At 55.4% G+C, this 20,630-nt stretch carries 14 protein-coding genes, 1 tRNA gene and 1 CRISPR repeat array; of the genes, 1 reads left to right on the top strand and 14 read right to left on the bottom strand.

Annotation, left to right across the window (positions count from 1 at the left end):
* The first annotated feature begins 11 nt into the window (after positions 1–11).
* Entirely contained in the window at positions 12–1,247 is a 1,236-nt protein-coding gene (locus ADJ74_RS09235; protein ID WP_172664528.1) for an ATP-binding protein, read from the top strand.
* 11 nt (positions 1,248–1,258) lie between these two features.
* Here the strand turns inward: ADJ74_RS09235 and ADJ74_RS09230 are convergent, their stop codons facing one another.
* The 14 genes from ADJ74_RS09230 to cas2 all read right to left on the bottom strand — a co-directional run bounded on the left by ADJ74_RS09230 (position 1,259) and on the right by cas2 (position 20,624).
* Positions 1,259–2,143 carry a diacylglycerol kinase family protein gene (locus ADJ74_RS09230; RefSeq protein ID WP_050343701.1) on the bottom strand — a complete coding sequence of 295 codons (885 nt, stop codon included), beginning with the start codon at positions 2,141–2,143 and terminating at the stop codon, positions 1,259–1,261.
* Positions 2,140–3,795, bottom strand: coding sequence for a polysaccharide biosynthesis protein (locus ADJ74_RS09225; protein ID WP_050343699.1), 1,656 nt, complete (start codon positions 3,793–3,795; stop codon positions 2,140–2,142). The genes ADJ74_RS09230 and ADJ74_RS09225 overlap by 4 nt, the downstream gene beginning before the upstream one ends.
* A gap of 147 nt (positions 3,796–3,942) precedes the next feature.
* On the bottom strand, positions 3,943–5,262 hold the full coding sequence (hemL, locus tag ADJ74_RS09220) for a glutamate-1-semialdehyde 2,1-aminomutase (RefSeq protein ID WP_050343697.1): 1,320 nt from the start codon (positions 5,260–5,262) through the stop codon (positions 3,943–3,945).
* A 12-nt stretch (positions 5,263–5,274) separates the two neighbouring features.
* The gene (gene hemB, locus ADJ74_RS09215; protein ID WP_050343696.1) at positions 5,275–6,246 is read right to left on the bottom strand and encodes a porphobilinogen synthase; all 972 of its coding nucleotides are present in this window, start codon (positions 6,244–6,246) and stop codon (positions 5,275–5,277) included.
* Positions 6,243–7,763, bottom strand: a complete 1,521-nt coding sequence (cobA, locus tag ADJ74_RS09210; protein WP_050343694.1) for a uroporphyrinogen-III C-methyltransferase — start codon at positions 7,761–7,763, stop codon at positions 6,243–6,245. Before cobA ends, hemB begins: the two co-directional genes overlap by 4 nt.
* Complete coding sequence (hemC, locus tag ADJ74_RS09205; RefSeq protein ID WP_050343692.1) at positions 7,760–8,695, bottom strand: hydroxymethylbilane synthase; 936 nt, start codon at positions 8,693–8,695, stop codon at positions 7,760–7,762. The genes cobA and hemC overlap by 4 nt, the downstream gene beginning before the upstream one ends.
* Positions 8,613–9,974 (bottom strand): glutamyl-tRNA reductase, encoded by a 1,362-nt coding sequence (gene hemA / locus ADJ74_RS09200; protein WP_050343690.1) that lies wholly within the window; start codon positions 9,972–9,974, stop codon positions 8,613–8,615. Before hemA ends, hemC begins: the two co-directional genes overlap by 83 nt.
* The gene (locus tag ADJ74_RS09195; RefSeq protein WP_006689389.1) at positions 9,928–10,590 is read right to left on the bottom strand and encodes a bifunctional precorrin-2 dehydrogenase/sirohydrochlorin ferrochelatase; all 663 of its coding nucleotides are present in this window, start codon (positions 10,588–10,590) and stop codon (positions 9,928–9,930) included. The genes hemA and ADJ74_RS09195 overlap by 47 nt, the downstream gene beginning before the upstream one ends.
* Before the next feature lie 139 nt (positions 10,591–10,729).
* Positions 10,730–11,491 (bottom strand): 5'/3'-nucleotidase SurE, encoded by a 762-nt coding sequence (gene surE, locus ADJ74_RS09190; protein ID WP_050343687.1) that lies wholly within the window; start codon positions 11,489–11,491, stop codon positions 10,730–10,732.
* 79 nt (positions 11,492–11,570) lie between these two features.
* A tRNA-Lys gene (locus ADJ74_RS09185) sits at positions 11,571–11,646 on the bottom strand.
* A gap of 136 nt (positions 11,647–11,782) precedes the next feature.
* A complete protein-coding gene (locus ADJ74_RS09180) occupies positions 11,783–12,733 on the bottom strand; it encodes a malate dehydrogenase (protein WP_009441983.1) in 951 nt (316 codons plus the stop codon).
* A gap of 297 nt (positions 12,734–13,030) precedes the next feature.
* On the bottom strand, positions 13,031–13,285 hold the full coding sequence (locus tag ADJ74_RS11305; protein ID WP_172664527.1) for a hypothetical protein: 255 nt from the start codon (positions 13,283–13,285) through the stop codon (positions 13,031–13,033).
* Positions 13,286–13,314: 29 nt separating this feature from the next.
* Positions 13,315–13,977: a hypothetical protein gene (locus ADJ74_RS09175; protein ID WP_050343684.1), complete on the bottom strand. Its 663-nt coding sequence runs from the start codon at positions 13,975–13,977 to the stop codon at positions 13,315–13,317.
* Between the two features lie 209 nt (positions 13,978–14,186).
* A CRISPR array of direct repeats spans positions 14,187–20,162; the repeat unit is 33 nt; unit sequence GTTTCAATCCACGCGCCCCGTGCGGGGCGCGAC.
* Between the two features lie 171 nt (positions 20,163–20,333).
* Complete coding sequence (gene cas2 / locus ADJ74_RS09170; RefSeq protein ID WP_050343682.1) at positions 20,334–20,624, bottom strand: CRISPR-associated endonuclease Cas2; 291 nt, start codon at positions 20,622–20,624, stop codon at positions 20,334–20,336.
* Positions 20,625–20,630 lie beyond the last annotated feature (6 nt).

Here is a 20,630-nt window from a genome sequence, read left to right as displayed (position 1 = left end):
GACTATGTTCTATGGCACCACAAGTCAATCTTTCCAGCCTGCTCACCCTGCATAATTTACGCATGGATCCTGTCCTCGCCGCACTGGAAGATGCCATGATGTACGGAGATGAGGGCGAAGAGGAGCGCAGTGAATGCTGCGCCGCACTGATCGCCGCGGCAGAGAATCTCGGTCTGCGTGGAAATCTGCTGCCGCGTTACCTCCTCCACAGCATTACCCACACACCAAATATTGTCTCGGAAACAATGGAGCGGACGGGACTGCCGCCCGGAAACAGCCTGCGCCATATCTTCCATCAGGATATTGCTTTGCTGTATCCGATCTTCACACTTCCGACCAGTGCATTTTTGAGGACTGAGGCGCTGGATGACTACGAGCCAACGAAAAATGTCTATGATAAGACAGAGGACTTCATTCTGCCGCTGCTCGATGCGGCAAAGACGACGGAGGACTACGCCGAGGCATTATTAACATTCTATGCCCGCTATGGCTGCGGAGATATAGCGTCCTATTCCGTATTCCGCTGGGATAGTGCGGCGCATCACATCTGCGGCGTAGATCACTTTGAGCGTCCGCGTATGAAGGACATCATCGGGTATCAGCACCAGAAGGAGCTGCTCATCCGCAACACACGCGCCTTCGTGCTCGGCAAGCCATCCAACCACGTACTCCTCGTTGGGGCACGCGGGACAGGAAAATCCTCTGCGGTCAAGGCTCTGGTCAGTGAATACGAAGACAGTATACGTCTCGTACAGGTGACCAAATATCAGCTGCGTGATCTGCCCGCAATCATGAACGAACTGCGTCGCTACGCAGGACGAAAGTTTATCATCTTTTTGGACGATCTGTCCTTCGAAGACTCTGACACGGAGTTCAAGGCGGTCAAATCTGCCATCGAAGGAAGCGTATCGTCCTGCCCGTCCAATGTACGCATCTACGCGACGTCCAATCGTCGTCATCTCATCCGTGAAACATGGCGTGAGCGCGAGCAGGATGAGGTCTATCGTGACGACAGCATTAACGAAACGATTTCTCTATCGGATCGATTCGGTCTCATCATCCAGTACCATACGCCGGATCAAGAGGAATACCTGGCAATCATCGACCACATGCTCACACAAAAAGGCATCCACTTGACACCCGAGGAGCTGCGCATCGCGGGACTTCGTTGGGAGATGACGCACAGTGGGCGCAGTGGACGCACGGCGCAGCAATTTGTCGCCTACTATTTAGGAAACAACGAATAATAGGAAGAGGATCAGCAATACACGGAGAGTGCGAGTGGGACGGTCTTCACACACAGTGGAAGACGCGGTCCGCATTCCCCGTCCACATCGCTAAAGAGCTGCGCACCCGTTGCAAGCTCAAACGTCCGCGCACGTATATGCAGGATGTTGTCCCGCTCCGATACCGGTTTTCCGGCAAACAGGTCTGCCGCCACAGACATAAACTGCGGCAGGCCTGTTTTTTTTACGGCAAGGAGATCGAGCATCCCGTCATTGATCGCAATACCGCTGCCGATCTGCTTCATCCCGGCCACCACAGGGCTGTTGGCGATGACGAACAGAAAAATTTCTTCCTCATAGTGCTCACCATCCGCCGTGATGCGCACCGGAAATGAATGCAGGCGCGGAAGCTCCCCGATCCCCTTCAGATAGTAGGCGATTCTGCCAAGTGCATTCTTGTAGGCCGACTTCACCTCATGGGCGATCCCTGTCAGAACACCGGCACTGAGGACGTTGACAAAATAGCGTCCCTGCCCTTCCAGAACTCCCAGATCGACGCGCCGCGACTCATCCGCCGCGATGCGCTCCACATAGGACTCCCAATCTCCGCCGATCCCAAGGTGCGTAGCAAAATCATTTGATGTTCCGCTGCCTAAGATACCGAGTGGTAGGTCGATCTTTGCATCCTGCAGTGCATTCACTACTGCGTGCACCGTTCCATCACCGCCTGCCGCCAGTACGCCAGCAGGGGCAATCTCACAGAGGAACTGGCTGAGCTGATCCTGCCCATTCCCACGCGTGCGATAGGGGCAAAGCATGATATCGTGATGCTGAAAAAGCTCGATCAGCATATCCAGCTTACCCTTGAAGAGAGCATGTCCCGAGACCGGATTGTAGATCAATGCCATTTTCTTCATGCCTTATACACTCCAATCCGCTGTAAAAATCGGATGCCGACCGTACCGACCATCGGCAGACGACGCAGATCCTCCTCGATCAGGCCGCGCAGCAGGATCATCGCTGCCACATAGACGAAGCAGCCGAAGAACACCGCACCAAAGGTAGAGATCGCAGCAATCCCCCACCATGCCAGTGTCCATGCGTAGAAGAAGTGGACAGCACATGCCATAATCCCGGCAGAACATATCGTCTTGATGAGCTGGAGGAGCTCGATACGATAGCCGATAAAACGGTAGATAAAGTAAAGATTGATGATCGCCGCGACACCCATATCTGCCGCCGTCGCCCATGCCGCCCCCATGATGCCGAGCCACGGGATCGCCGTCAGATGCCAGTTTAGAAAAATCTTTGCCGCCGCTGCGAGCACCATGTTCACCATAGGTATGGTCGGATGACCAAGTCCCTGCAAAATCCCCGTTGAGACCTGATGCAGACCGAGCAGAATGATGCTCACCGCTGAGATCATGACCGCAGGCCCCGCTCCCGGTGCATTGTAGATCAGCGAAGAAATTGGCGTCGCCAAAATAAACACAATGACAAAGGCGGGAAAACAGACGAAATTTGAAATGCGTACGGACGCCGCCGTCTGGTCGTAGACGCGCGCCTGATCGCCAAGCACGCGTGACTCTGAGATGGCGGGCACAATACTCATCGCCATGGATGCGGTCAGGATCGTCGCCAGATTGACGAGCGGAACGGCCATGCCGTTCAGATAACCGAAAAGCTCCGTCGCCTCACTGATGCTGTAGCCTGCTGCCTCAAGACGCTGCGGAACAATCATCAGATCCAGATTCGAGACCACGGGCAGCATAATGCTCGCCGCCGAGACCGGAAGTGCCAGCTTAAAAATACGATGAATGATCGAAAGCCGCGTCTCGTAAGGAACATTCGGCAGAGGTTTCAGCTCCGTCCCGTAATCACGAGCAATATCCCGCTCCAGTTTGATATGGAAGTAGACGAGAACAATGAGCCCCGTCACTGCTCCTGCGAAAGCCCCGAGTGACGCGCCGGCGGCTGCGTAGTCCAGCCCCCAGGGCATGAGAAGACTCGCGAGGACAATCATGGTCACCACGCGGAAAATCTGCTCTACGATCTGCGACACCGCCGTCGGCGTCATGCGCTGCCAGCCCTGCAAATACCCGCGGGAACTGGCGAGCAGGGTCACAAAAAAGACCGTCGGGGCAAGCACCACCACAGCCTTGTAGGCACGCGCATCACGAATCAGCTGCCACTCGATCAGCCAGTCTGCCGCCAAATAGGTCAAAATCGAAAAGAGCAGTCCTGTCAGCACCATGAGCATCATAGAGATGCGAAACACACGCTTCGCACCGTAGATATCCTTGAGTGCGACACGTTCCGCCGTAATAATCGAAATCGCTACCGGGACACCGGCCTGCGAGACCGTCATGGCAAAAAAATAAATGGGGAACGCCATCTGGTAGAGACCAATACCTTCGCCGCCCAGAATACGGGAGACGAAGATCCAGTTCAGCGACCCGATTACCTTAACCACAAAACCTGCGATGGTCAGAACAAAAGTCCCCTTGAGAAAGGATTCTCCTTTGCTATTCTTCCCTTCCGCAACATTCATCTCACTAATGAGAAACACCGCCTCAACTGCTAATTATGAGAATAATATCGATTGAATTATATCATGAACTGCCTCCACTATCAATGGACTTCACTCACACGGACAAATGTTTCAAATCACAAAAAAACCTCACACGATACAGTCGCATGAGGTCTTTGAGGAAAATTATTTTCGTGCTTTTTTGACTGCGGCAAACGCCTTCTCCGATGCGGCAATCGTATGCTCAATGTCTTTGTCTGTATGCGCTCCCGACATGAATACCGTTTCAAACTGGGACGGGGCAAGATACACACCCTCGTCGAGCATCGTCTCGAACCAGATGCGGAAGGCATCCTGATCAGCGGCAGCGGCATCCTCATAGTCATAGACATCGCGATCAATAAAGAAGATGCCGAACATCGAACCCGCCTGATGCGCACATATAGGCACTCCTGCCTCCTTCGCCGTACACTGCCAGCCAAGCAGGAGATTCTTCGTCTTGATGGTCAGCTCACGGCTGTAATCCGCCTTCCCTTCTTCAGGATCTGCCGTGATGATCTTCAGCGTCTCAATGCCCGCCGTCATGGCGAGCGGATTGCCCGAGAGTGTGCCCGCCTGATAGACGGGACCCGAGGGGGAAATCTGCTCCATGATCTCACGGCGTCCGCCGTATGCCGCAACGGGCAGACCGCCGCCGATGATCTTGCCGAGACAGGTGAGATCGGGGCGAATATCATAGGCAGCCTGTGCACCGCCCAAGGACGCACGGAAGCCGCACATCACCTCATCAAAGATGAGAAGCGTGCCGTGCTGCTCGGTCAGCTCACGCAGCAGGGAGAGATAGCCCTGACGCGGAAGCACCAGCCCCATATTTCCCGCAACCGGCTCAACGATGACGGCGGCAATATGATCGCCCTCACGCTCCATCACATCGCGGACGGCAGCCTCATCGTTGTACGGAACAGCAATCGTGTCCGCCGCTGTCCCCTTCGTCACACCGGGAGAACTCGGGACGCCGAAGGTCGCCATTCCTGAACCTGCGCTGACGAGAAGGCTGTCGTTATGCCCGTGGTAGCATCCGATGAACTTGACGATTTTATCCCGTCCGGTATAGCCGCGTGCCAGTCGCAGTGCACTCATCGTCGCTTCGGTTCCTGAGTTGACCATGCGGATGCATTCAATGGTTGGATAGACCGACTGGACAAGCTTAGCCAGCTCCGTCTCCATAAGCGTCGGTGCACCATAGCTTGTCCCGCGCGTCACAGCCTCCTGCAGAGCCTTCACCACCTGTGGGTGTGCATGCCCGACGATCATCGGACCCCATGATCCCACGTAGTCGATGTAGGAGTTCCCGTCAATATCGTAGATATACGCCCCCTCTGCACGTGCAATAAAGAGCGGATTACCTCCCACATTGGCAAACGAACGGACGGGACTGTTGACCCCGCCGGGCATATACTGTTTTGCCTCGTCAAAGGCAGACCTTGATTTTTCGGTGTGGCGCATATAGTTCCCTCCTTATCCGTTCATCCAGTCAGCAGCATCCAAGGCATGATAGGTGATGATGATCTTTGCACCGGCACGCTTCATGCCTGTCAGTGTCTCCAGAACAATCCGCTGCTCATCAATCCAGCCATTTGCTGCCGCCGCCTTGACCATGGCGTACTCGCCGCTGACATTGTAGACGGCAATGGGGCGATCTGTCACCTCATAGACACGGCGTACCACATCGAGATAGGCAAGAGCCGGCTTTACCATGATGATGTCAGCGCCCTCTTCCACATCCAATGCAGTCTCTTTCAGTGCCTCGCGAACATTCGCCGGATCCATCTGATACTGCCTGCGGTCACCGAAGGCGGGCGTGCTGTCTGCCGCATCGCGAAAAGGTCCATAGTATCCCGAGGCATACTTTACTGCGTAGCTCATGATGGAGGTGTTCTCAAATTTATTTTCGTCAAGGGCCTCGCGGATGGCGGCGATGCGTCCATCCATCATATCAGACGGTGCAACGATGTCTGCCCCCGCCTTCGCCTGACTTACGGCAACCTTCTGCAGGAGTGCGAGTGTCCTGTCATTATCGACATAGTGTCCCGTGAGATGCCCACAGTGTCCATGTGTCGTATACTGGCAAAGGCACACATCACCGACGACCAGCAGGTCAGGAACAGCATCCTTGATCGCAGCGATCGCGCGCTGGACAGGGCTCTCCATATCCCATGCAGAGCTGCCATCCTCATCCTTATAAGCAGGAAGGCCGAACACCTCGACGGCGCGAATTCCACGCGCTGCGATCTCATGTGCGAGCGCTGCGACCTGATCTACAGAGTAGTGGAAACACCCCGGCATGCTCGGGATCTCTTCTTTGATCTTCTCCCCGGGAACAACAAAGATCGGATAGACAAAATCGCGCACCGACAGTTCTGTCTCACGCACAAGATCGCGCATCCCGGACGAGATGCGCAGACGGCGCGGACGCTGGATCATACTCATTCTACACTCTCCCTTATACAGTCTACCAGTCCATCAATCGTATAGGTCATGGCAGTCATGGCAGGCACCAGCGCATAACTCTTTACGGTCTCCGCTGTTACCGGTCCAATGCAGGCAATCTTCGTATGCTGCAGCGGCGTAATATTGCCGAGCATGCGCACGAGGTTCTTGACGGTGGAGGAACTGGTAAAGGTAACGTAGTCAAACGCACCGTCCATCATCTGGGTAGCGAGCTCTTCCCCATGTTCTGTCTCGGGTACCGTCTCATAGGCTGCGGCAACATCCACAGTCGCCCCATGTGCACTCAAGGACTCAGGAAGAACGTCGCGTGCCTCCTGTGCGCGCGGCAGGAGGATATGGGCACGCGGCGGCAGAATCGGACGGAACGCATCCACGACTGCCTCTGCGCGGAACTCCTGCGGCACAAGATCTGCCTCGATCCCGTAGGTGCGCAGACGATCCCGTGTCGCCGTACCGATGACAGCAATTTTAGCATAGCCGAGTGCTCGTGCATCCTTTCCTGCGTGATGAAGCCGTGCAAAGAAATGCTCCACGCCGTTGACACTGGTAAAGATCACCCAGTGATAGTCCTGCAGTTTTCCGATGGCAGAATCCAGTCCTGCGTACGAATCAGACGGCGGAACAATGCGAATCACCGGTGCCTCGACGCAGGATGCACCAAGTGCCGTCAGTTTCTCCGTCAATGCCGATGCTTGGGCACGCGCGCGTGTGACAAGAATGCGCTTCCCAAAAAGAGGGCGGAACTCTCTGCGGTCGAACCAGCGCAGACGATCTCGCAGGCGCACCACATCTCCCACAATAAAAATCGCGGGCGGGCGTATCCCATCACAACGTACCATCTCAGCCGCCTCACCGACCGTCGTCACGTACGTCTCCTGATCGGCACGCGTCCCCCATCGGATAAGTGCTGCCGGGGTATCTGCAGGACGCCCATTCTCGATCAAATTCTTCGTGATCTCAGGCAGATTTGCCACGCCCATCAGAAAGATCAGTGTATCCACACCTGTCGCGAGATGCTGCCAGCGGATGTGAGACTCGGGTTTCGTCGGATCCTCGTGTCCCGTGACCACGGCAAAGGAAACCGCCATACCTCGATGTGTCACAGGAATACCGGCATAGGCCGGCACGCTGATCGCAGAGGTGACACCGGGCAGGATCTCAAAAGGAACTCCACGTTCCAGCAAAACAAGAGCCTCTTCCCCACCGCGGCCAAAGACGAACGGATCTCCGCCCTTCAGACGAACGACCGTCTTTCCCTCCTCCGCCTTGTCTGCGAGCAGGACATTGATCTCCTCCTGCCGCATTGTATGATGGCAGGACTGCTTGCCGACATAAATCCGCTCTGCTGCCTCAGGCACATAGGAGAGAATACTCTCATCGGCAAGATGGTCATAGACAACAACATCCGCCCGTTTCAGGCACTGCATTGCCCCCACGGTCAAAAGGCGCGGATCTCCGGGACCCGCGCCAACAAGAAACACCATTCCGTTCTTCATGCTGTAATTCCAATCTCTTTCAAAATCTCACGTCCGCCGGCATCGAGGAGCTCCTCGGCAAGAGCAGTTCCAAGAGCCTCAGCCTGCTCGCCTGCTCCGTGTGCATTAGAACGGCAGATACGCTGTCCATCGACCGAAGCAATCATAGCATCAATGGAAATCTGACCGTTAGCATCGACCTCAGCATAAACCCCGACAGGGATCTGACAGCCGCCCTCAACACGACGCAGGAAAGCGCGCTCTGCCTGTGCCGCCGTCGTCATACCCGCATCACGCAGAAACTCAATGGCGGAAAGAATTGCGGCATCCCCAGCACGGCATTCAATGGCAAGAGCTCCCTGCCCAACCGCAGGAAGCATCACAGAGCGCGGCAAAATGGTGCGGATACGACGTTCAAAACCGAGTCGCTTTAGTCCTGCCGCTGCAAGCACAATCGCATCGAACTCCCCTGCGTCGAGCTTGGCAAGACGCGTATTGACATTTCCGCGCAGATCACAGATCGTTAAATCGGGACGCACGGCGAGAAGCTGTGCGCGGCGGCGCAGACTCGACGTACCCACGCGTGCCCCGATAGGAAGATCCTCCACTGCAGCGTAGTGTGCACTGACAAAGGCATCACCGGGGTCGAGCCGTGTTGTAATCGCACCGATGACCAGTCCGTCGGGAACCTCCGTCGGCATATCCTTCAGACTATGCACGGCAAGATCGACCGCATCATCCAGCATCGCCTGCTCAAGTTCCTTCGTAAAGAGCCCCTTGCCACCGATTTTAGCGAGCGGTGCATCCAGGATGCGATCTCCCTTCGTCGTCAGCTCACGCAGCTCCACGCAGCAGGACGGATGCTCCTTTTTAATGGCCTCCGCCACATAGTTCGCCTGCCACAGAGCCAACTTGCTCGCTCGTGTACCGATAGTGATTGTGCCGCTGTTCACTGGTTCCTGTCTCTCCCATCGCATCTAACTTAAAAAGAGAACGCATTGCTTCGATGTAAAATGCCTCATCCTTGGTTCCCGCAGATGACCGCAGCTTCATCATCGGGATGCGCAGTATCTTTCGTACAATCATGCGGCTCATGTGCTCAACCTGACGGCCTTCCTCTTCCGAGAGATCGGGCAGCTTCGCGCTCACACGCTTGATCTCACGCGCGCGAATGCGCTCACATCGTCCTGAGAGCAGTGCCATAAGCGGCTGAAAAGAAAGATACTTGAAGCGTTCCTGAAGGGCAGCAACTTCCTCCTCCACAATTTTCTGTGCCTTGACCGCCTCCGCCTGCCGTTCTCCCAGGTGCTCATCCACCACTGCCTCGAGTGCGTCAATATTATAGAGCTCAATTCCCTTGATCCCCGCAACATCGGGGTCAACATCACGCGGAACGGCAATATCGATAAAGAAGATTTTGCGTCCCTGACGACGCGTCATGAGGCGGCGCGCCTCCCACGCCTTGATTACATAATGCGGTGCCCCAGTCGATGTAACGACAACATCAACATTTGTCGCATAGTCCATGGCACGATCAAACGGAATGGCCTCTCCGCCGATCCGCTCGGCAAGCCCCCGCGCGCGCTCAATATGACGGTTGGCAACATAGATCGTCTCAATCCCATGCGCACGCAGATGTTCTGCCGTCAATTCCGCCATCTTCCCTGCACCGAAGATCAATGCTCCGCAGCCGCCAAGCCCTCCCAGAGACGCAGCAGCAAGCTCGACAGCAGCATAGCTTACTGACACAGAACGGTAAGCGATGCGCGTTTCCGTCCGTACGCGTTTTCCCGTAGCAATAGCACGGTGAAAGAGCAAATTGAGGATCGTCCCGGTCACGCCTGCCTCTCGTGCCAACGCATACGCCCCCTTCACCTGTGAGAGAATCTGCCCCTCACCGAGTACAAGCGAGTCGAGACTCGACGCCACGCGGAAGAGATGCTCAATCGCCGCACCGTCAGTGTACGTATAGAGATATGCATCCAGATCATCGCCGCCCTGCGCCAGATCGCACAGGAACTGCCGCACGGAGCGCTCCCCCTCCGCGAGCTCCTCCACAGCAGCGTAAAGCTCCGTTCGGTTGCAGGTAGACAGAACCACAAGCCCGCTCACTCCGTCATAGTCGCCTAGGTTCTGGAGCCCCGTGCGCAGTTCCTCGCGCGAGAACGAAACCCGCTCACGTACATCAATCGGTGCAGTCCGATGATTGAGCCCCAAAGTCAAGAGCCGCATTCCGTAGTTCAACCTCTGCTTTCTCCATCGCACCATGACGAACCATGGTCAAAATATCAGGGCGCAGTGCCGTATGCCAAAAGCGCGTGCGTGCACTGCTCGATGAGACACTCTCCTGTAGTTCCACCCGCAGGGATGATACACGCTCCAGCCACACTCCGAAGGCGGGCGGATACATCTCCTCCAGTTCCATCCGTATCGCACGCGAGAGCGCCGGACTGCCGCCTGCGGTCGAGACGGACAGCATCAGCTCGCCGCGGCGTATCGAGGCAGGTACCTGAAAAGTAGATGCCGCAGGATCATCAATGACATTGACGGGAATCCCTCTGCGTTTTGCCTCCGACGCCACGGCCGCATTGACCTCGCGCAGATTCGTCGCCGCATAGGCGAGAAACGCACCTTCGAGCATTCCGTCCGCATAGCATGTCTGCTTCCAGCACAGCCTGCCTGCCGCGGCATGCTCCTGCAGCACAGAAGTGACTTTTGGTGCGATAACACAGATGGATGCCTCCGTCCCAGCAGAGAGAATGCTGCATGCTTTACGCTCTGCCACCCTGCCGCCGCCGACAAGGATAAGAGAACGTCCGCTCAGATCGACATTCAGCGGATACAGCACACAACTCACTCCTCTTCACCGCGCGAATTTTAACTAAAGAAACATGAACCCCATTCATATTCAATATTATACCGCATACAGGAATGAAAAAAAGAGGAGAAGGCCGAATCTCCTCTCTTTATAGTGATTATCAATGTGGTTATAGCGCATCACCCAGTTGGCGCAGCAGCGGATAGTCCGTCATATCCACGCCCAGTGGAGTCACCGCGATCAGCCCATGCTCCACCGCATAGATATCCGTTCCAATTCCCTTATCCGTATCAGACACCTCGCCTGCTACCTTGTAATGCACACGCCCCTCTTCCATCTCAATGCGCTTAAATGCATTCACGTAATCGCGTCCACCCTGGCGGCAGAACACAAATCGCGGCTCATCCCCCGCCAGCTCCTTCGGGAAGTTGATGTTCAACAAAAATGGCTGATCTGCAGCAGCAAGAACTTGTTCCATGAATGGGACAAAATAATCTGCCGCATCGGCAAATGAAAGACTGCTGCCATCAAGAAGCGAGAGTGCAAACGATGAAATTCCGTGGAAATATCCCTCAAAAGCGGCACCAACCGTTCCCGAGTAGATCACATCCGTACCGAGATTTGACCCGTGGTTGATCCCTGAAAGCACAACATTTGGACGTTCCTCTGCAATCGCATCCATGTAGAGCTTTGCACAGTCCGTCGGTGTGCCGTCGATCGCCCACGCCGCGACATGACACTCTGCATCGAAATTCTCATCCTCACGCACCTCAATCGCACGCCCGATCGTCAGCGCGTGAGACGTACCACTCTGCTGATGCATAGGAGCCGCAACCGTCACATGATGTGCTCCGGACAGGCGGCGCGCAAGTACATGAATCCCCTCTGCAGCAATCCCATCGTCATTTGATATCAGGATATTCAAAGGCATCTTCCTCTCATTTGCTTGATACACGAAAGGCAGGTTGGTATGCCAACCTGCCTAAAACCGCATATGCGGCCAACATTCATGGTGACCCACCACGGAATCGAACCGTGAACCTACTGATTAAGAGTCAGTTGCTCTGCCAGTTGAGCTAGTGAGTCGTCTGCACCTTGCGGTGCATAGCTATTATAGAGGAACAATACATGCCTGTCAATCCCCTTCGCGTGTTTTCCATAATCACGCGTACAAAAAAGGATCTCCGAAGAGATCCTTTTTTATTCCTTCACGGAGAAAAGATTACTTCAGTGCATCAGCGAGCTGTGCATTGACAGCACGTGCAGCCTCGACACTCTCCTCGAACTTCACCTTCTCCTCGCCCTCGAGCTTGACATCGACAACTTTCTCAAAGCCGCCCTTGCCGAGAACAATAGGAACACCGACGCAGAGTTCCTTCTCGCCATACTCGCCTTCGAGGTAGACGCAGCAAGGAATAACCTTCTTCGAATCGAGCGCAATCGCCTCAACCAGCGTTGCGGCAGATGCGCCCGGCGCATACCACGCAGACGTACCAAGAAGCCCCGTCAGCGTTGCGCCGCCGACCTTCGTCTTCTGGACAACATCAGCAAGGACATCCTTCGAGAGGAGCTGCGTGACAGGAATGCCGCGGAGCGTTGCAATGCTGACGAGCGGAACCATCGTCTTGTCATTGTGTCCGCCAATGACCATACCGTCCACATCGGTCGGGGTTGCAGGATGACCTGCCTTGTTGAGTGCCTCGGAGAGATAATAACGGAAACGGCTGCTGTCGAGCATGCCGCCCATGCCGATGATGCGGTTGCGCGGAAGTCCCGTGGACTTGAGTGCAAGATAGGTCATCGCATCCATCGGGTTGGAGATGATGATGAAGATCGCATTCGGGGAATGCTTCAGCGCCTGCTCCACAACACTCTTGACGATCTTTGCATTGACGCCGACAAGCTCCTCACGCGTCATGCCCGGCTTACGCGGAAGACCGGAGGTAACGACGATAACATCGGAATTTGCCGTCGCAGCGTAGTCATTCGTAACACCCTTGACCGTCGTGTCAAAGCCGAGCGCATGCGAGCACTGCATCATGTCCATTGCCTTGCCCTCGGAGACACCCTCTTTGATGTCGATAAGGACAACCTCACTCGCAAACTTCTTGAGCGCAACGACGTTTGCTACGGTAGCACCTACGTTACCTGCACCAACAACAGTTACCTTCATACGTATTTCCTCCTTAGTAAAGCTCTTGTGCTGCTTGTTTCACAATAAACAACACAATTAAAACAAGGTATACCAATAGATCTGAACTATGAAATCATTATAACATCTCCATTCAGAAAAATCAATTACTTTTCCGTACTCAATGTCACAGTTATGGAAAATAAATACAAAATTCTATTGTTGGATAATACTTTCTTCATTTTTGGAAGAATTTGGTCATAAATCACGGCGACGGGCCGATCATGATAACATGGACGCTCATATATACAAAGTTTTTTCAAAGAACTTCCGTGGCTTTTATTGCTCACGCAAAAATTGAAACCAAGGATCATTCCAAAATGATTCCATTACATCATGAGGATTGACGTCATCTTCATCATCGTAAATGTAATCAGGTTCATGTTCATCCCAGAAATTCGGATCAAAACCTTCATCCTCTAATATCCGAAAAGCCATTTTAAATGCTTGTATGAAGTTTGCTCTTGACGATTGACAACTATAACATTCTCCTGGCGTATCATCAGCGTTTTCCTGTATGACCATTACATTCAATATATCATTCGCTTCAGTTGTTTCGATCTTTATGTTCGTACAGCTACCTTCTTCGTCAATGTTAAGTTCCTCGGAGGAATTGCCCGATTCCAGACGTTTAGCAAATTCAATAATCCATCAAATGGCGAAAATAAGTAAGATAAGTTAGCGACACATCTTGTTCCTTCCAAACTCATATACATCTTGATCCAACCATATTTTTGGGGCTCAAATGCCACTTGAAAATTTTTGTATATATCCAAGCCTTGTTTTTCAAAAATCAATAGCTTATCTACTTCTCGGAAATATTGCTGTTTATCAAAAACAAATTTTCCTAATTCGGCGTAGTCCCATTTTTCTCGATGGTACATATTAAAACCATACCATGTAACCGTCTTTATCCCAACATCTACTGCTACATCAAGCGGCCAACAGTCAACGACTCCGCAGCCGCATCCAAAAATAGATACGCTGTCAAATTCCAAATAGTCATTATGCAAGGATTCATATAGTTCTTTTGGGGTTATTGTGGCATGACCTGCTATGCCTGGATTACCTTCAGCCTCAGCAAAAGGACGTTCTACGTCACGGACTTTATCACGAAAATTCTCGCCATTAATATATATTTCCACAGTTAGTGTGGGAAATTTATCCGGTCCGTAGCAGTAACTTGTTAAACGAAATTCAATAAGATCTTTCTCTGCCGAATTCATGCAGACACCTCCCACCAGTCAGTTTGCCATAGCTTATTCCTCGATTTCCTCTAACCGACCCCAATTTGTCATTGCTGCACTCCTCCCTGCATTGCTATACTCTCACCCAATTTTGACACAAGGCAGTAGTTTTTTCAATTCCAAGTGAAAAAAGTATCCTATAAGGAAAAGTTGCACTTGACTTGACAATTCGCTCCCCTAATTTTTCAGTTTCAATCCACGCGCCTCGTGCGGGGCGCGACAGTTTGCGCTGCAAAATGAACTGACGCTCGAGCAGTTTCAATCCACGCGCCCCGTGTGGGGCGCGACTGTGCCCGCTGGATTGCCGTGATGCCCTTCTCGTAGTTTCAATCCACGCGCCCCATGCGGGGCGCGACATGATCTCACTCCACCCAGATTTTTGTTCCGTTGGCGTTTCAATCCACGCGCCCCGTGTGGGGCGCGACCAGCGACGGATTTTTCATCCAGCGCATTGAGGAGTTTCAATCCACGCGCCCCGTGCGGGGCGCGCCCCTTGACGCGTGACCACAGCCAGACGTTACCCGTTTCAATCCACGCGCCCCGTGCGGGGCGCGACTGTACGGAATCGATATAACGTTGACTACCGGAAGTTTCAATCCACGCGCCCCGTGCGGGGCGCGACTGCAGATCAATAAGAGTACCTACGCAAAATACATGTTTCAATCCACGCGCCCCATGCGGGGCGCGACCAGCGGTATTGCCCTGATTGCGCCAAGGAGGCGATGTTTCAATCCACGCGCCCCATGCGGGGCGCGACCCGACTGCAGAGCCTCATTACAGCGTCAACTACGTTTCAATCCACGCGCCCCATGCGGGGCGCGACCACGCACGGATGCAACTCGCCGCGCCGATGCCGGGTTTCAATCCACGCGCCCCATGCGGGGCGCGACCCGATGTAGCGATCCACTACGTCCAAACGCTCATGTTTCAATCTACGCGCCCCATGCGGGGCGCGACGGTTCATGTCCTCCTTATTTGCCTGTGCTCTTCTGTTTCAATCCACGCGCCCCATGCGGGGCGCGACGAGGAAGAGCCTGATGCATCCGCGCCATGCGGGCGTTTCAATCCACGCGCCCCATGCGGGGCGCGACACGATCCTGCGTTACCTCATGCGGCGCGGGAGAAGTTTCAATCCACGCGCCCCATGCGGGGCGCGACTCCTGCCAAATACATCTCGGTGCTGGAGAATCTGTTTCAATCCACGCGCCCCATGCGGGGCGCGACGGTCTTTTGCAAAAAGCCCCCACTCACTCGCGTAGTTTCAATCCACGCGCCCCATGCGGGGCGCGACTCTTGGAGCAGTGCAGCCCTGAGGAGTATGATGAGTTTCAATCCACGCGCCCCGTGCGGGGCGCGACGTGACGCACAAGCCCCGCACCGTTGGAAGGGCGTGTTTCAATCCACGCGCCCCGTGCGGGGCGCGACTTCCCATTCTTGCTCTCCTGCACCTTGCTATGACGTTTCAATCCACGCGCCCCGTGCGGGGCGCGACCACGGGGAAGGGCGTAGAAGTCGGCGTTCCAGCCGTTTCAATCCACGCGCCCCGTGCGGGGCGCGACGCCTCCCGATTGTGATGTGACCGAGATGATGATGTTTCAATCCACGCGCCCCGTGCGGGGCGCGACCTCGGCGATAATGATACCATGCGGGAAAATGATAGTTTCAATCCACGCGCCCCGTGCGGGGCGCGACTTCAGAGGACAAAATCGAAGGCGAGTCACTCATGTTTCAATCCACGCGCCCCGTGCGGGGCGCGACTGATGACGGGCAGACCTATCGCCGCATTTTCGGCGTTTCAATCCACGCGCCCCGTGCGGGGCGCGACCTAGTCTTAAATTATCTGCTTCTTGTTTGGTAAGTTTCAATCCACGCGCCCCGTGCGGGGCGCGACGCTAACCATCGACTCAATGTCCTCCACGGGGATAGTTTCAATCCACGCGCCCCGTGCGGGGCGCGACCGATGGGTGTTCCGTTCGAGGAGATCCGCAAGCTGTTTCAATCCACGCGCCCCGTGCGGGGCGCGACCCGTAATCTAGCGAAATATGGGCGCAAAACCGCAGTTTCAATCCACGCGCCCCGTGCGGGGCGCGACCGTGTACTTGAGATGATACCTCAAAAATACACAAGTTTCAATCCACGCGCCCCGTGCGGGGCGCGACAGATGCTCCTTTCTTGCCGTCAGAATTTCCTCCATGTTTCAATCCACGCGCCCCGTGCGGGGCGCGACGCTGCTTTCGCATTGCATACCTCTTTGTATTCCTGTTTCAATCCACGCGCCCCGTGCGGGGCGCGACCACACTTCATCTTGCGGTTGACGAAAAGGGGCTGTTTCAATCCACGCGCCCCGTGCGGGGCGCGACGCATGTCGGGGGCGTTTTCCATGCTCTTTGACACGTTTCAATCCACGCGCCCCGTGCGGGGCGCGACTCTGCAGCCGAACACGACGTATCGGATGCAGGTTGTTTCAATCCACGCGCCCCGTGCGGGGCGCGACGAGTATCGCCGCATGAGATGCGCTCAAATACGCAGTTTCAATCCACGCGCCCCGTGCGGGGCGCGACGACGGCTCTCTTGTTTATCCGCTGCGGTCTGATGTTTCAATCCACGCGCCCCGTGCGGGGCGCGACCAAAAATTGATCAAAAACCTACCATTATATAGCAGTTTCAATCCACGCGCCCCGTGCGGGGCGCGACCCTGATAGTCGATGCCCCATGTAACGGTCTGAGTGTTTCAATCCACGCGCCCCGTGCGGGGCGCGACCGCTTATCTCGTGCTCAAGGGCACGGGCGGGATGTTTCAATCCACGCGCCCCGTGCGGGGCGCGACTCTTCATTTTCCGAAATTCCTTATATATGGAAGGGTTTCAATCCACGCGCCCCGTGCGGGGCGCGACGTAGATGTAGCAACGCGTGCCGTCCTCGCGGGAGTTTCAATCCACGCGCCCCGTGCGGGGCGCGACTGTAGCGAGGTGCAGGGCGGTCTTGTGACGCTTGAGTTTCAATCCACGCGCCCCGTGCGGGGCGCGACACAAAATGAGAGTACAGACAACGCAAAAGAGCATTGTTTCAATCCACGCGCCCCGTGCGGGGCGCGACTCTCGGTCACGTCACGATTGGACGCCGAGAATTTGTTTCAATCCACGCGCCCCGTGCGGGGCGCGACTACAAGCGCGGAGGAGACGGATTCTTCTATCTCAAGTTTCAATCCACGCGCCCCGTGCGGGGCGCGACATATGCGCAACATGATTGCTTAATGTTTCACGTGTTTCAATCCACGCGCCCCGTGCGGGGCGCGACTGCGGGGTGCATTGAGTATGCAACGCGTGATAGTGTTTCAATCCACGCGCCCCGTGCGGGGCGCGACACCGTTATTGGTTGATCGCCGTCCAATATTTTCGTTTCAATCCACGCGCCCCGTGCGGGGCGCGACCGCTGGGGCTTCCAGGAGGGCTTGAGGGCGTATCGTTTCAATCCACGCGCCCCGTGCGGGGCGCGACGCGGGCTTTTCCGCCGCCGTCTGCTCCGAGGCGGTTTCAATCCACGCGCCCCGTGCGGGGCGCGACTTTGACATCAAGCACCGTAAGACCGTATGGACGCAGTTTCAATCCACGCGCCCCGTGCGGGGCGCGACTCTCCGTGGCCGACGATGTGCGCGCGGTCAATCGGTTTCAATCCACGCGCCCCGTGCGGGGCGCGACGCTTGGTTTCGATGTCCATCCCGATTGGCTCATAGTTTCAATCCACGCGCTCCGTGCGGGGCGCGACCTCGTCCACCTTCGCACTCCAAACCTCGTATTTTTTGTTTCAATCCACGCGCCCCGTGCGGGGCGCGACGGCGGCGGCGGGGCTTTCCCATACGCTTTCGCAGTTTCAATCCACGCGCCCCGTGCGGGGCGCGACTCACGAATTCGAGGGACTGCTGCTCAATATTCGAGTTTCAATCCACGCGCCCCGTGCGGGGCGCGACCCTTTTCAACCAGTTCATCCATAGTTACTTTCTTGTTTCAATCCACGCGCCCCGTGCGGGGCGCGACGGCTTTTTGGCATCTAAACAAGGTATAGTGAGCGTTTCAATCCACGCGCCCCGTGCGGGGCGCGACGCTTTTATAGCTGCCTGTCTTGCGAATGGCAGGAGTTTCAATCCACGCGCCCCGTGCGGGGCGCGACTCCAGAGGTCATTCTTGCGCTCAAGATGGGCGCGTTTCAATCCACGCGCCCCGTGCGGGGCGCGACCTCATAACGTTTTCGTAGTCCCAGAGGTCCTTAGTTTCAATCCACGCGCCCCGTGCGGGGCGCGACGAGAAATCAGCAAAAATATTTGACGTTACAAAAGTTTCAATCCACGCGCCCCGTGCGGGGCGCGACAGCGCCAAGGCTCAGATTCGACTGCTCGACGGTGTTTCAATCCACGCGCCCCGTGCGGGGCGCGACGGCGATCGAGGAGGCGAAGGTCGAGGGCAAAGCGTTTCAATCCACGCGCCCCGTGCGGGGCGCGACCTGTCTCGCCGTTGCCATGACACGCCTCGAGGCGGTTTCAATCCACGCGCCCCGTGCGGGGCGCGACCAATGGGGGGATTGAAAGGAGAAAGTTATTTGATGTTTCAATCCACGCGCCCCGTGCGGGGCGCGACATCTACGCCGAAGTTACCAATCTTCGGGAGGTCGTTTCAATCCACGCGCCCCGTGCGGGGCGCGACCAGATTTTTGTTTTTATCCTTATCGACAACGAAGTTTCAATCCACGCGCCCCGTGCGGGGCGCGACGATCAATTCCGCTTTTGTTACATAGTCTTTCGTGTTTCAATCCACGCGCCCCGTGCGGGGCGCGACAAAGGTTTATATGACGTGCCTTTCCTCACCTCGGTTTCAATCCACGCGCCCCGTGCGGGGCGCGACTTTTGAGAATCGAATGCTACAATTATCAATAACTGTTTCAATCCACGCGCCCCGTGCGGGGCGCGACTCATTGACGGGTTCTGTTGTACGTTCCCTCTCCTTGTTTCAATCCACGCGCCCCGTGCGGGGCGCGACATATGAGAGTGCGCAACATAGATGATGAATATTGGTTTCAATCCACGCGCCCCGTGCGGGGCGCGACCACTGCTCCAATTATGGAGGGCTTGTTGGGAATCGTTTCAATCCACGCGCCCCGTGCGGGGCGCGACTTTTGCAAGAACACGGAAGCCGTGCGGCGTGGGGGTTTCAATCCACGCGCCCCGTGCGGGGCGCGACCCGCCCTTTTTGTTGATGAGGGATATGGTTTTCATGTTTCAATCCACGCGCCCCGTGCGGGGCGCGACTCCTCTCTTTTTTCGCCCGCCGTTAAATCCTGCGTTTCAATCCACGCGCCCCGTGCGGGGCGCGACGATACCTCTAATATTGTTTTAATGTTTCACGTGGTTTCAATCCACGCGCCCCGTGCGGGGCGCGACAGCGGCAAAAAAAAGAAGGGAAAATTATACTATGTTTCAATCCACGCGCCCCGTGCGGGGCGCGACGTAGTTCATATCACACTCGTTAATCCAGTTAATGTTTCAATCCACGCGCCCCGTGCGGGGCGCGACTTGTTCTGCATGATGTTTTTCTCCTTTTCTTTATGTTTCAATCCACGCGCCCCGTGCGGGGCGCGACTCATCATCTTGGTCATGTCACAATCGGCAGACGTGTTTCAATCCACGCGCCCCGTGCGGGGCGCGACTCAATCTCATGTTTCAGAAATTCCCTATATAATGGTTTCAATCCACGCGCCCCGTGCGGGGCGCGACAGGCGTGGTAGGTAGTGATATACCTACCACCTAGGTTTCAATCCACGCGCCCCGTGCGGGGCGCGACTGGTCGCGGTATCGGATTCCGTGCATCATCTCATGTTTCAATCCACGCGCCCCGTGCGGGGCGCGACCTCAGTGTAGCGATACCATAGGACATCTTTTCGGTTTCAATCCACGCGCCCCGTGCGGGGCGCGACCATGTGGTAGGTATATCACTACCTACCACGCCTTGTTTCAATCCACGCGCCCCGTGCGGGGCGCGACCCTTCCTGTCAAAATACTTCTTATGCCTATTTTGTTTCAATCCACGCGCCCCGTGCGGGGCGCGACTGATATGACGTTGAGTCATATCGCGGCGAATGTCGTTTCAATCCACGCGCCCCGTGCGGGGCGCGACAGCAAAAGAAGTTACGACTTCCCTCTTTTGCCACATATTTATGGGTATTACTCGCCACAAATATGATTTTCTCGATGCCTGAGCAGCAAACGCTCCTATCGTGTGCTGCTAGCACCTAGGTTTTTTTATATCATTTTCTGTTCACTTCACCTTCGCACTCATATAAAATGCTCAGATGATAATAGCTGCTTCCAAATCGTAGGATTCTTTCACGCCATAATGCGTCACTTTCGGCCCTTTGTCTTTACCAAGGTAGTAAAACCGAAGGCTGTCTTCCTGCAGATCAATGATATCAAGCAACGCCAGTTCCAGCTGCTTACACTGGGTCGGGTCGACCTTACATTCGAAGACAGAGTTCTGCACACGCTGTCCATAAGCTCTGCATTTGCGGGCGACCTGCCGCAGCCTTCTACGCCCATCAGCATCAACAGTACGAATATCATAGGTGATCAAGACGTACATTGCAAG

The sequence above is a fragment of the Selenomonas sp. oral taxon 478 genome (assembly GCF_001189555.1).
In the GTDB taxonomy this organism is placed as follows: Bacteria; Bacillota; Negativicutes; order Selenomonadales; family Selenomonadaceae; genus Centipeda; species Centipeda felix.
The sequence above is the reverse complement of the archived record's forward strand: the minus strand, read 5'-3'. Positions and strand labels throughout refer to the sequence as shown.